Source organism: Streptomyces sp. NBC_01428, from assembly GCF_036231965.1.
Taxonomy (GTDB): Bacteria; Actinomycetota; Actinomycetes; order Streptomycetales; family Streptomycetaceae; genus Streptomyces.
In genome coordinates this window covers 5,779,631-5,792,116 of record NZ_CP109499.1, presented here as the reverse complement: position 1 = coordinate 5,792,116, position 12,486 = coordinate 5,779,631, and the positions used below count along the sequence as shown (strand labels likewise).

12 protein-coding genes are annotated in these 12,486 nt (G+C 72.8%); 2 read left to right on the top strand and 10 right to left on the bottom strand.

Going from position 1 to position 12,486, the window contains the following annotated elements; translation table 11 throughout:
• Positions 1-24 precede the first annotated feature (24 nt).
• The 10 genes from OG406_RS25130 to OG406_RS25085 form a co-directional block, all read right to left on the bottom strand.
• The gene (locus tag OG406_RS25130; protein ID WP_267051632.1) at positions 25-1,506 is read right to left on the bottom strand and encodes an alkaline phosphatase family protein; all 1,482 of its coding nucleotides are present in this window, start codon (positions 1,504-1,506) and stop codon (positions 25-27) included.
• Positions 1,507-1,719: 213 nt separating this feature from the next.
• Entirely contained in the window at positions 1,720-2,811 is a 1,092-nt protein-coding gene (locus OG406_RS25125; RefSeq protein WP_329187894.1) for a 2-aminoethylphosphonate ABC transporter substrate-binding protein, read from the bottom strand.
• Positions 2,812-2,877: 66 nt separating this feature from the next.
• A complete protein-coding gene (locus OG406_RS25120) occupies positions 2,878-3,675 on the bottom strand; it encodes an ABC transporter permease (protein WP_329187893.1) in 798 nt (265 codons plus the stop codon).
• Positions 3,662-4,534 carry a 2-aminoethylphosphonate ABC transporter permease subunit gene (locus OG406_RS25115; RefSeq protein WP_329187892.1) on the bottom strand — a complete coding sequence of 291 codons (873 nt, stop codon included), beginning with the start codon at positions 4,532-4,534 and terminating at the stop codon, positions 3,662-3,664. The genes OG406_RS25120 and OG406_RS25115 overlap by 14 nt, the downstream gene beginning before the upstream one ends.
• On the bottom strand, positions 4,527-5,618 hold the full coding sequence (locus OG406_RS25110; protein ID WP_266848301.1) for an ABC transporter ATP-binding protein: 1,092 nt from the start codon (positions 5,616-5,618) through the stop codon (positions 4,527-4,529). The genes OG406_RS25115 and OG406_RS25110 overlap by 8 nt, the downstream gene beginning before the upstream one ends.
• Positions 5,615-6,340 (bottom strand): HAD family hydrolase, encoded by a 726-nt coding sequence (locus OG406_RS25105; RefSeq protein WP_329187889.1) that lies wholly within the window; start codon positions 6,338-6,340, stop codon positions 5,615-5,617. Before OG406_RS25105 ends, OG406_RS25110 begins: the two co-directional genes overlap by 4 nt.
• Before the next feature lie 5 nt (positions 6,341-6,345).
• Positions 6,346-7,470: a TIGR03364 family FAD-dependent oxidoreductase gene (locus tag OG406_RS25100; RefSeq protein ID WP_329187888.1), complete on the bottom strand. Its 1,125-nt coding sequence runs from the start codon at positions 7,468-7,470 to the stop codon at positions 6,346-6,348.
• A gap of 143 nt (positions 7,471-7,613) precedes the next feature.
• Positions 7,614-8,372, bottom strand: a complete 759-nt coding sequence (locus tag OG406_RS25095; RefSeq protein ID WP_329187886.1) for a GntR family transcriptional regulator — start codon at positions 8,370-8,372, stop codon at positions 7,614-7,616.
• 45 nt (positions 8,373-8,417) lie between these two features.
• Complete coding sequence (locus OG406_RS25090; protein ID WP_329187884.1) at positions 8,418-9,320, bottom strand: hypothetical protein; 903 nt, start codon at positions 9,318-9,320, stop codon at positions 8,418-8,420.
• A gap of 240 nt (positions 9,321-9,560) precedes the next feature.
• Positions 9,561-10,802, bottom strand: coding sequence for an ROK family transcriptional regulator (locus tag OG406_RS25085; RefSeq protein WP_329187882.1), 1,242 nt, complete (start codon positions 10,800-10,802; stop codon positions 9,561-9,563).
• 48 nt (positions 10,803-10,850) lie between these two features.
• Here OG406_RS25085 and OG406_RS25080 point away from each other — a divergent pair, with 48 nt between their 5' ends.
• Positions 10,851-11,936 carry a Gfo/Idh/MocA family oxidoreductase gene (locus OG406_RS25080; RefSeq protein WP_164370677.1) on the top strand — a complete coding sequence of 362 codons (1,086 nt, stop codon included), beginning with the start codon at positions 10,851-10,853 and terminating at the stop codon, positions 11,934-11,936.
• A complete protein-coding gene (locus OG406_RS25075) occupies positions 11,933-12,406 on the top strand; it encodes a heme-degrading domain-containing protein (protein WP_081217471.1) in 474 nt (157 codons plus the stop codon). Before OG406_RS25080 ends, OG406_RS25075 begins: the two co-directional genes overlap by 4 nt.
• Positions 12,407-12,486 lie beyond the last annotated feature (80 nt).

Below are 12,486 nucleotides of genomic sequence, written 5' to 3'. Positions count from 1 at the left end.
TCTCGCCGGGATCACACCGTGCGGTCAGGCGGCCTTGAGCGAGACGCCGTCGATCACCCAGTACCAGTTGTTCCCGCCGGTGTAGCGGAACCGGACCCGGGCGGTCCGCGCCCCGGCAGGGACCTGGAGGGTCAGCTTCTCCACGCGGGAGGACGTGTCGGCGGTGTACGTCTTCACGCCGACCGGCGCGGCGCCGTCGTAGGAGACGAGGACCTCGCCCTTCTGCGGGGACTCGTGGCGGTAGTAGGTGGTGTACGTGAGGGTGGCGGCGGCGCCTCCGGTGACCGGGTAGGCGGGGCTGACGAGGGTGGAGTCGAAGGTGCCCGAGAAGGTCTTGTCCTCCCACTCGTCACCGTCGGCGACCGCGAACACGTTGCGGGCGCGGACGTTGCTCTCGCGGTTCTGGTCGGCCTGCGCCTTGGTCCAGAACTCGTCCGTGGTGAAGGACCAGCCGCGCCACTCGGTGACGCCGCCGGTGCCCATCGCGGAGTTGTCGACGGACCAGCCGCTCGGCGCGGTGTGGGTGAAGCCGATCACCGTGGCGCCGATGCCGGTCTCGTCCGCGCGGGTGGCGAGCTGCGGGCGCAGCGCGTCGAAGTCGTCCGGGGCGGGCTGCTGCACGGGCCGTCCGTCGAGGCCCCAGGCCGGGTCGATGGCGACGCCGAGGTGGGCGAGCGCGGAGGCGGCGACGTCCGGCATCTTGACGTCGTGGCGCACCGAACCGGCGGCCAGGGTGGGGCCGGTCGCGATCATGAACGTCTGCCGTTCGGGCCAGCTGGAGCCGCCGTGGCCGCCGGCGTCGGTGTGCCCGTGGTCGGCGGTGACCATGATCAGCCAGTCCTCGGAGGCGTAGGTGGCACGGGCCTTGACCGCGGCGACCATCTGCCCGACCTGGGTGTCGACGCCGTGGACGGCGTCCAGGTACTGCTGACTGGCGGCGCCGTAGCTGTGGCCCGCGTGGTCGACGTTGTCGAGCTGGACGAACACCGCGTCGGGGTTGCCGGTGCGGAGCCGGTCGACGGCGCGCGCGGTGGTGCCGGTGTCGTACTCGGCGCTCGGGGTGGACACGCGGGTGTCGACCTTGGAGGAGAAGACGGTGTCCGTCAGGGGTGCCCAGGAGGAGACGGCGTACGTGGACAGGGACGGCTTGGCGGTCTCGATCCGGGTGAGGAAGTCCGGGTACTGGGCGAACTTCTGGCCGGTGAAGGTGTTGTCCTTGACGTTGTGCTTGTCGGGCCAGACGCCGGTGATGAGGGTGGACCAGCCGGGACCCGAGAGCGTGGGCGCGAACGGGTTGGCGTAGATGCTGCTGGGTGCGGTGAGGCCCGCGGCCATGAGGGCGTCGAGGTTCGGGGCGTCGGCGTCCTTGACGCGGTTCAGCAGGGTGCCGTCGAGGCCGACGACGAGGACTTTGGGGGTCTTGGCGGCGGCTCGGGCGACGGACGCGAGGGGTCCGGCGGCGAGGGCGAGGCCGGCCGCGGAGGCGAGCAGGGAGCGACGGGACATGCGTGACGACACGTGATCCTCCGGGAGGGGGACGAGGGTGTGGAGCACGGATGGAACAGCGAGGGGTGACGCGGTCGGGCGCGGCGACGCCCCCGGCGGTTCGGGTCCAGGGGCGTCGCGGGTGGAGGGGGTGGAGCGGGTAGAGCGGGTAGAGCGGGTGGAGCGGGCGCGGCCAACGGCCTCCCGGCCGAAGGCCGTTCGGTGGCCGGCGGTTCAGCTGCCGGTGGCGGACTTCCAGTCCTCGACGTACGTGGTGAGGTTCTTGTCGATGTCCGCCCAGTCGGGCTCGAAGACCTCGACGCCGTCCATCAGCTTGGTCAGCGCGATGGCGTTGGCGTCGGTGGCCTTGACGTCGGAGCGCGCGGAGAAGCCGCCGCCGATCTCGCTGACCTGCTGCTGGGCCTCGGCGGACAGCATGAAGTCGAGGAGCTTCTTGCCGTTCGCGGTGTGCGGGGCCTTGGTGACGAGGCCGGCGGCGTAGGGGAGCGCGAAGGTGGTGGGCTTGCCGGCGGCGTCGGTGGCCTTGTCGGTGGCCTGCGGGAACCAGAGGCCGAGGTTCGGCATGTCCTTGGACTGGGCGTAGTTCATCTGGACGTCGCCGTTGGCGGCCAGCAGTTCGCCCTTGTCGACCTTGGGGGCGAGCTTGCCGGTGGAGGCGGACGGGCCCACGTTGTTGGACTGGAGCTTCTTCAGGTAGGCGAGCGCCGCGTCCTTGCCGCCGAAGTCGTGGATCGCCTTGATCAGTACGGCCGTTCCGTCGCCGGCGACACCGGGCGTGGAGTACTGGATCTTGTTCTTGTAGGTGCCACCGAGCAGTTCGTCCCAGGTGGTGGGCGCCTGCTTCAGCTCCTTCTTGTTGTAGACGAAGCCGAAGTAGTTGTTGACGACGGAGGTCCAGGTGGCGTCGGCGGCCTTGTCGGCGCCGTCGACCTGGTCGGAGCCCTTGGGCGCGTACTTCTGGAGCAGGCCCTTGCCGTCGGCCTGCTGGATGAACGGCGGGAGGGTGACGAGGACGTCGGCCTGCGGGTTGGTCTTCTCGCGGGCGGCCCGCTGGACCATCTCGCCCGAACCCCCCTCGACGTACTTGACCTTGATGCCGGTCTTCTTCTCGAAATCCTTGAAGACCTGGTCGTACCAGCCGTCGCCGTTCTCGCCCTTGAGGCCGTCCGCGCTGTACACGGTGACGACCTTGGCGTCGGCGGCGGCCGAGTCGCCGCCGCACGCGGTGAGCGAGCCGGCGAGGACGAGGCTGCCGGTCACGGCGGCGATCGGGACGAGGCGGAGCGAGCGGTTGTTTCTGGGCATGGCGAGGTGAACTCCTTGCGTAGGCACGGCGTTTGAGGGTGGGGCCCGGTGGGACGGATCAGCGCGTCAGCGGTAGGAGGCCTTGGTGCGGATCCGGGAGACGGCGAACAGCACGAGCACGGTCGCCGTCATGAGGACCACGGCGAGCGCGGAGCCGGTGAACAGGGCGCCGCGGTCGGTGGCCGCGTAGATCTGGACGGGAAGCGGGGTCCAGTCCGGCGGGTAGAGCATCATCGTGGCGCTCAACTCGCCCATGGACAGGGCGAAGCAGAGGCCCGCGGCGGCGGTGAGCGAGGGCAGCAGCAGCGGCAGCCGCACCCGCCACAGCACGCGGGAGGGCCGGGCGCCGAGGGAGGCGGCGGCCTGTCCGTAGGCCGGGTCGAGACGCACGATGGCGGCCGACACCGACTGGTGGGCGAACGCCGTGACAAGAACGGCGTGCGCGAGGATGACGATCCACCGGGTGCCGTTGAGCAGCACCGGAGGCTTGGAGAAGGCGACCAGGACCGCCAGTCCGACGACGACGGACGGCACGGCGACCGGCAGCATGAACAGCGCGTCCAGGAGGGTCTTTCCGCGCTTCTTCAGGGCGTGCCCGGCGAGGGCCGCCCAGGTGCCCACGACGAGCGCGAGCACGCTCGCCGTGAGGGCGGTGACCAGGCTGGTGGTGAGGGCCTGGAGGGATTCGCCGCGGGTGGCGGCGCTGTAGTGCCCGGTGGTGAAGCCGGACGGGAACGCGCTCGACCAGTTCGTGGCGAACGACGCGGCGAGGACGACGAGCAGGGGCAGGGCGAACAGGGGCAGGAAGAGGACGAAGAAGACGGCCCAGGTGGCCCACTTCCCCTTGCGGCTATGCACCAGCACGGCGGCTCACCACCCGGTAGAGGCCGTAGAGGCCCACGGAGATCAGGACGTTGACGACGGCGACGACACACGCTCCCGGATAGTCGGACTCCAGGATCGCCTTGCTGTACACGAGCATCGGCAGGGTGGTGACGCCCTTGGCCCCGGTGAACAGGACGATGCCGAACTCGTTCAGGCACAGCACCAGGACCAGGCTGCCGCCGGCGGCGAGCGCGGGCAGCGCCTCGGGCAGGATGATCTGCCGCACGATCCGTGCGGGCCGCGCGCCGAGCGAGGAGGCCACCTCCAGCTGGCCGGTGTCGATGCCGGAGAAGGCGGCGAGCAGCGGCCGCATCACGAACGGGGTGAAGTACGTGATCTCCGCGAGGAGCACTCCCCAGGGCGTGGTGAGGAACTGGAAGGGTCCTTCGGCGGCGCCGGTGGCGCCCGTCCAGAGTCCGTTGGCCATGCCGACGGTGCCGTAGACGAACAGCAGCGCGAGCGTGATCAGGAAGGACGGGAAGGACAGGAAGACGTCGATGAACCTGGAGACCGCCCTGCCGCCGGGGAACGGTACGAACGCGATGACCAGGGCGAGGGCGAACCCGAGGACCAGGCAGCCGACCGTCGATCCGAGGGCCAGCCACACCGTGGTGCCGAGCGCCTCCCGGAACGCGGTCGAGGCGAACACGTCCCCGTAGGCCTGCGCCGACGTTCCCCCGGTGTCGGGCCGGAACGACTGCTGGACGACCAGCCCGAGCGGATAGAGGAACACCAGCCCGAGCACGGCGACGGGGGGCAGGGCCCAGATCCAGGCGGGGATTTTGGTCCTGGTCCTGGTGGCCGTCTTCGCCGGGGCGGCGACCGCGGCGCTAGCCATCCCGGCTCCCCCCAGCGGCCGCTCCCACGGCCTCCTTGCCGCGGACGCCCGCCGAGAGCAGTACGGCGTCCTCCGCCGCGAAGTGCAGGTCCACGGAGTCCCCCGGTGCCGGCGGGTTCCGCAGCTCACGGAGGTCGGCCATCATCCGGTGGCCCGCCACGTCCACGTACAGCCGGTGGGTGGACCCCCTCCACTGCACCTCGGCGACGGTCCCGGTGACCTGGTTGGGGCCGGCGCCGAGGCCGACGAGGTGCGGGCGGACGCACAGCGTGGCCGTCGCACCCCGGGCGGCGTCGCCGGTCGGAACCTTGAGTTCGGTCCCGGAGAAGTCGACCCCGTCCGCCCCCACGGTCACCGGCAGCAGGTTCGCGTTGCCCACGAAGGACGCGGTGAACTCGGTGCGCGGCGCCCGGTACAGCTCCTGGGGTGTGCCGACGTCGCGCAGCCTGGCCCTGTCCATGACCGCGATCCGGTCGGCCAGGGTCAGTGCCTCGACCTGGTCGTGGGTGACGTAGAGGATCGACACGTCGGGCAACTCGCGGTGCAGCCGGGCGAGTTCGGTGAGCATGCCGGAGCGCAGCCGGGCGTCGAGGGCGGACAGCGGTTCGTCGAGCAGGAGGACGCCGGGCCGGATGGCGAGGGCCCGCGCGATGGCGACGCGCTGCTGCTGTCCGCCGGACAGTTCCCGCGGGTGGCGTCGCGCGTACGCCGCCATCCCGGTCATCTCCAGCGCCTCGGCCACCCGCCCGCGGATCTCGCCCTTGGGGGCCTTCTGCGCCTTGAGGCCGAAGGCGACGTTGTCCTCGACGCGCAGGTGCGGGAAGAGGGCGTACTGCTGGACGACCATGCCGATCCCGCGCCGGTGCGGCGGCAGGTCGGTCACGTCGCGGTCGCCGATGAACACCCGGCCGGCGGCGGGCCGTACGAATCCGGCGACGGCCCGCAGCGCGGTGGTCTTGCCCGAGCCGGACGGCCCGAGCAGGGCCATCACCTCGCCGGGTTCGACGGTCAGGTCGAGGGAGTCGAGGACCGTGGTGCCGCCGTAGGCGACGGACACCCGGTCGAAGCGGATCCCGCTGCTCATCGCCGGTCCCCACCGGTGCCGGTGAACTCACGCAGCAGGGCGGGCAGTTCGGCCACCGACCCGAGGACGTGCCCGGCCCCGGCGGCGCGCAGCGCGTCCTCGTCGTGGGCGCCCGTGAGGACGCCGGCGACGAGTCCGGCGCCGGCGCGGACACCGCTGAGCATGTCGTAGGAGGTGTCCCCGAGGACGGCGGTCTGCCCGACCCCGTCGGCGGCCTTGGTCCGCAGGAAGGCTTCCAGGACCATGTCGGGGTAGGGGCGTCCGCGGCCTCCGGCGTCCGCCGGGCAGAGCGTGAGCGGCACCAGGTCCTGCCAGCCGAGGGCGGCGAGGATGGCGTCCTGGGTGACGCGGGCGAACCCGGTGCTCAGGACGACGGTCCGACCGCCGGCCTGGAGTTCCTCGATCGTCTCGCGGGCCCCGGCGATCGGCGCGACGGCGCCGCCGTCGACGCGTTCCCCGTACGCCTTCTCGAAGGCGGCGTTGGCGCGCCGGGCGAGGGTCTCCTCGCCGAAGAGGTGCCGGAAGACGGAGATCTTGGACTCGCCCATCGTGGCGCGGACGTAGTCGAGCTTCTCCGCGTGGTCCGCGGACCCGGGCTCGACGCCCAGTTCGCCGGCGGCCGCGGCGAAGGCCTGCTCCACGAGGCCGCCGTCGGCCACGGTGGTGCCGGCCATGTCGAGGACCACAAGGCGTATGTCGTTCGGTTCGTTCGGCTCGGTCATCTCGTTCACCATCCCAGCTGGTCGGCGGTGGTCTCTGCGATCGCGGGTGAGCAGGTCATGCCGCGCCCGCCGGGCCCGGTGACCAGCCACACGCCGTCCCGGACGCGCTGGCGGTGCACGACCCGGCTGGTGTCGGTGCACTGCGCGTACACCCCGGCCCAGCGGCGCCGGATCTTCGGCAGCGGGCGGCCGAGGAAGGACTCGACGACCTCGGTGAGGTGGTCGTAGGGGTCTTCGAGGGTGTCGAAGGCGAAGGGGTGCTCGTACTCGTGGGTGTCGCCGATGGTCAGCCCGCCGTCCGCGCGCTGCACCATGAGCAGCTGCATCCGGTGCTCGGCCGCGGTCGGCGTCTGCGGCTGTCCTTCGTTGAGCGCGTCGAGCGCGTCGCTCCGGTAGGCCGGGTAGTAGCGGAAGCTGTCCGCGTCGGCGACGGAGGTGGTGAGCGGCTCGCCCAGCGGGTCGGTCTGCATCATCTGGAGGCGCACGCGCCGTACGGGCAGCTCGGGTCCTGCCAGTTCGCGGACGAGACCGCCGAGCCAGGCGCCGGTGCACAGCACCACGACGTCACCGGTGTGGACGTCGCCGTGGTCGTCGCGGACCGCGTTCTCGCCGATCACCTCGCGGACCTCGCGGCCCGGCAGGAAGGTGTAGTCCGGGGACTTCAGCAGCTCGGCGCGGAGCGCGACCTGGGCGGTGCGCGGCTCGACGGCCGCGTCGCGCTCGCAGGACAGGGCGGCCTCGAAGGTCCCGCGCAGCGCGGGGTTCACGGCGCGCGCCTCACCGGCGGTGAGCAGCTTGTAGCCGCGGGCCGCCGCGTCGTCGCGGGCCAGGGCGGCCTCGGCGACGGCGATCTCGCGCTCGTTGCGCAGCGGGGTCAGGGATCCGCAGCCCCGGAACCCGAGGCCCGGGACCCGGGCGCCGATCTGCTCCCACAGGTCACGCGCCCGCAGGGCGGTGTCGAGCTCCTCTCCTCCTGCTCGGCCACTCACCCAGATCTGGCCGAAGTTGCGCAGCGAGGCCCCGCGGGCCTCCGCCTCACGCTCGATCTGTACGACCTGGTGGCCGCGTTCCACTGCATGCCAGGCGTGCAGGGTGCCCACCACGCCGGCTCCGACGACTATCACTCTCACAACGGCCACGCTCCTCGGTACGGGGGAATCGGAAGGGTCCGGACAGCAACCAGATGGTGAACTGCCTATCACATTTGGGCTAGACCCGTTATCTTCTCGTGATGAAAAGAGGCGGGCCGCAGCCCGCCTCGATCTGGCCGGAATCAGTCGCCGAGATGCGCGGTGAACGAGAACCGGTCGCCCCGGTACAGCGTCCGGACCCGCTCCAGCGGCCGCCGGTCGGTGTCCCGGGAGATCCGGTGGATCAGCAGCATCGGCAGGGCGGGCGGCGTGCCGATCAGCAGCGCCTCGCGCGGGGTGGCCAGCACGGTCTCGATCCGCTCGTCGGCGTCGCCGAACACGATGCCCAGCCGGTCGTGGAGATAGGCGTAGAAGGAGGAGTCGGGATCGAAGTCGGTGTCGAGTCCGGGGACCCGGGCGACCGCCACATACGTGCTCTCCAGGCCGACCCGCTCGTCGTCGGCGAGCAGCAGCCGCTCCATGTGCCACACCGGTTCACCGCGCTCCAGACCCGCCTCGGCGGCGAGCGATTCCGGACAGGGGAACCGGTCGAGCGAGATCAGCGAACGGCCGGGGACCCGCCCCTGTCTGCGGACGCCCTCGGTGTAGCTCGCCAGCGACAGCGGCTGCTCCAGCTTGGGGCCGGCGACGACCGTGCCGCGTCCCTGCCGCCGCAGCCTCCCTTCGAGCAGCAGCTCGCGCAACGCCTGCCGCACCGTCTCCCGGGCGACCTCGTACTTCTCCGAGAGGTCCCGCTCGGTGGGGAGGAGCCCCCCTTCGCCCAGCTCGTCGACGAGCCGGGCGATGTGCGCCTTCACCGCGTAGTACTTCGGAATGCGGCCGTGCTCCGGGATGCCGGAGCGGACGGGGGCGCCGGGAGCCTGGTCGTTCGGGTAGTCCACGGACACGATCGTCGCAGACGGCGCGGGCCGTGCGGCGGCCAGGTCTCAGCGGCGGCGGCCGCGCAACCGCCGTGCCACGAGGAGCAGTCCGGCTCCGAGGACCGTCAGGGCGACCGCGAGCGCGGCCAGTACCGGACGGTTCGGGGCGCCGCCGGGTCCGGTCCTGGCCAGCTCGTCCACGTCCGGCGCCGCGAGGCCCGTACCGGCGGAGGCGGAAGCGCCGGCGCTCGCACCCGGGCTCGCGGTGCCGGTTCCGGGGCTCCGGGTGCCCCCGGTCGCGGTCCCCGTGCCGGGGCTCGCGCTGCCGGTGCCCGCGTCGGCCGTGGCGGTGCCGGGGTCCGTGGTGCCGCCCTCGTCCGTGTCCCGCTCCCGCCCGGTGTCCTCGCCGTCGTCCCCGACGTGGAACCGGTAGTCGTTCGACTCCCCCACCCAGTCGCCGTCGCCGCCGTGCCGCTGCACGACCGAGGCGCTCGCCACGACGTCGTTCGGTGCGGTCGCGGCGGAGGAGAAGGAGAGCCGCACCTTCACGGTCAGGGTGCGGCCGGGCGCCACGGTGAACCCGGGGAATCCGTCGTCGAAGGGCGCCACGTTCTCGGCCTCGTCGCTCCGCTCGAACGTCACCGGGTGCGCCCGCCCGCCGTCGTAGAACTCCATCCGCAGCTGCTCCGGCCGCAGCGTCCTGCCGCTGTCCACGAGGACGACGACGGGGTGGATCGCGCCGCAGGTGTGCGCGGTGGTGTTGGTGAGGTCGAGGTACCAGGTCCCGAAGTCGCCGCCCGGCCGGTAGTCGTCCGGGCCGCCGTGGATCCGGCTCGTGACGGGGAAGTCATGGGTGTCGGACGCCACGCACGCGGGACGCGGTTCGAGCGCGTGGGCGGGCACCGGTGCGAGTGCCGCGCTCAGGGCGAGGGCGGTCGGGACGAGCGGGTGGGACGTACGCAGTCGCATGGGGAGCCTCGGGCCGATCGGTGGGGGACGGGGATCGGAAGCTTCGAAAGCGTCAGGCGGTACGGGGCAATGGCGCCGTGACCTTGACACGCCTCGCCGACGCCGCCCGGCACGCCACGCGCACCGGCCCCCCGTTCGGCGGCGGAAATCCCCCGCCCGCCCCGGATCACCCGCCCGGACGGACCCTGATCCCGAGCCACGAGAACCGGCCCTCCACCACCGGACTTCCCACCCCTCCGCTCAGCCGTCCCCCCGTCCGAAGAGCGGGGCCAGCAGGAGCTGGGCCGCGCCCTCGGCCACACCGCGCGCACCGCCGGGAGCCACGCCGACCGGAATCGCCGTGCCGCCGCCTTCGCGCCGGGCCCGTTCCCCGAGGACGGCGCCGACTCCCCGTACGAAGACCTCCTCGTGGGCGGCGACCGTCCGTCCGCCCAGCAGCACGAGGTCGATGTCGAGCAGGCCCACGAGGTTCGCGGCCCCGGCGCCGAGCACCCGGGCCGCCTCGTCGAGGGTGCCGCGTCCGACCGCGTCGAGGCAGAGCACCTCGATGCAGCCGCGGTTCCCGCACTCGCACAGCGGGCCGTCCAGCTGGATGACCTGGTGTCCGAACTCGCCGGCCCCGGTGCGGGCCCCGCGGTGCACGGTCCCGCCGATCACGAGTCCGGCGCCCAGCCCCGTCCCGAGATGCAGGTAGGCGAAGGACCCGCCGCCCACCGGGCCGGAACCGGAACCGGCTCCCACCGCGACACCGAGGGCGGCGGCGTTGGTGTCCTTGTCGACGACCACCGGGAGCCCCAGCCGCCCGGCCAGCGCGTCCCGCAGCGCGAAGCCGTCCCACTCGGGGAAGCCCGTGACCCGGTGCAGGACACCGAGGGTGTGGTCGAGGGGGCCGGGCAGCGCGACTCCCACGCCCAGCGGGGACACCCCGCCGAGCAGGGCCTCCACCTCACCGGCGGCGCCCTCGACCACCGCGTCGGCCCCGGCCCCGAGGTCCAGGGGGGCACGCCGCTCGGCGACCACCGCGCCGGTGAGATCGCAGAGCACCGCGGTCAGTTCGTCCCGGTCGAGGTGCAGGCCGACGGCGTGGCCGGCCTCGGGCACGAGCCGCAGCACCGTACGGGGCTTGCCGCCGGTGGACGCGCGGCGTCCCGCCTCCGCGGCGAGACCCTCGGCCCGCAGCCGCGCGGTGATCTTGCTGACGGCCTGCGGGGTCAGTCCCGTGCGCTCGGCCAGTTCGAGCCGGCTGATCCCGGCGGCCCCGGCCGTGCGCAGCAGGTCGAGCACCAGCGCGGCGTTGTGGCTGCGCAGGGCAAGGAGATTCACCCCGGGAGTCCCGGGCCCAGCGACGACCGACGCGGCCCCCGCGCCCCCGGCCGACCCCGCACCCCCGGTCTCCCCGGCACCACTGCCCCGTGCGGAGCCCCCGGGCACCCCGGTCACGCCACCGCTCCCACCCACATCGGTCCTGTTCACGGGACCCATTGTCCCCCGCGCTTGCACTTTGGCAACAGCGTTGCGAAAGTGGGAGGCATGACAGGCATGACTGGTACGCCCCTCCGTGTGGGTCTCGTCGGCTACGGCCTCGCGGGCTCCGTCTTCCACGCCCCGCTGATCGCCTCGACCGAGGGCCTGACCCTCGACACGGTCGTCACCTCCAACCCGGAGCGGCAGGAACAGGCCCGCGCCGAGTTCGGCGACGGACTCCGGTTCGCCGCCACGCCCGACGACCTGTGGGCCCGCGCCGACGAACTCGACCTGATCGTCATCGCGTCCCCGAACAAGACGCACGTCCCGATCGCGACGGCGGCCCTCAAGGCGGGCCTCCCGGTCGTCGTGGACAAGCCCATCGCCGGTACGGCGGCCGAGGCACGCGAGCTGGCCGCCCTGGCCGACGAGCGCGGCCTTCTGCTCTCCGTATTCCAGAACCGCCGCTGGGACAACGACTTCCTGACCCTCCAGGGACTCATCGCCGAGGGCGAACTGGGTGACGTCTGGCGCTTCGAGTCCCGTTTCGAGCGGTGGCGTCCGCAGCCCAAGGGCGGCTGGCGCGAGTCCGGCGACCCGGCAGAGATCGGAGGTCTCCTCTACGACCTCGGCAGCCACGTCGTCGACCAGGCACTCGTCCTCTTCGGCCCCGCCGCCTCGGTGTACGCCGAGTCGGACATCCGCCGGCCGGGCGCCGCGACCGACGACGACACGTTCATCGCGATCACGCACACGAGCGGGGTCCGCTCCCACCTCTACGTGTCCGCGACGACCGCGCAGCTCGGTCCGCGCTTCCGCGTCCTCGGTTCGCAGGCGGGCTACGTCAAGTACGGGCTCGACCCCCAGGAGGCCGACCTGCGCGAGGGCAAGCGTCCCGGCGGCGCGTCCCCGTGGGGCGTGGAGCCGCAGTCGCTGTGGGGCCGCGTCGGCTCCGGCGAGTCCCCGCTGACCGGTGGCGGCCGCCCGCAGCCCACCGTCCCGGGCGCCTACCCCGCGTACTACGCGGCCGTCGCCGCCGCCCTGCGCGACGGCGCACCGAACCCGGTGACCGCGCACGAGGCCGCCGCCGCGCTCGACGTCCTGGAGGCGGCCCGCCGCTCCGCGCACGAGGGAGTGGTGGTGTCCCTGTGAACGCGCCCGCCGCACCCGAGATCGCCGAGCTGGAGGAGCAGGAGCGCCGGCTGACGCTCCCCCGCTTCACCCACGACGACGCCTGGACCCTCGGCACGCTCCTCGTCGAGCTGGCCCGCGAGCGCAACGCGCCGGTCGCCGTCGACATCCGTCGCGGGGGCCAGCAACTGTTCCACGCGGCGCTGCCCGGTTCGACGCCGGACAACGACGCCTGGATCGACCGCAAGCGCCGCGTGGTCGAGCGCTACGGCTGCTCCTCGCTCCTCGTCGGCTCCCGGTTCCGCGCGAAGGGCACGACGTTCGAGGACTCCTCCCGCCTGGACCCCGACACGTACGCGGCCCACGGCGGGGCGTTCCCGCTCACGGTCAAGGACACGGGCGTCATCGGCACGGTGGTGGTCTCCGGCCTCCCCCAGATCGAGGACCACCGCCTGGTGGTCGAGGCCCTGGAAAAGTTCCTCAAGGCATAACGCCCCATGCCCCCGCGCCCCGAGAGGGGCGCGGGGAACGGCGCGAGCAACCACGACGCACGGGCGGCCGAACCGGTTGG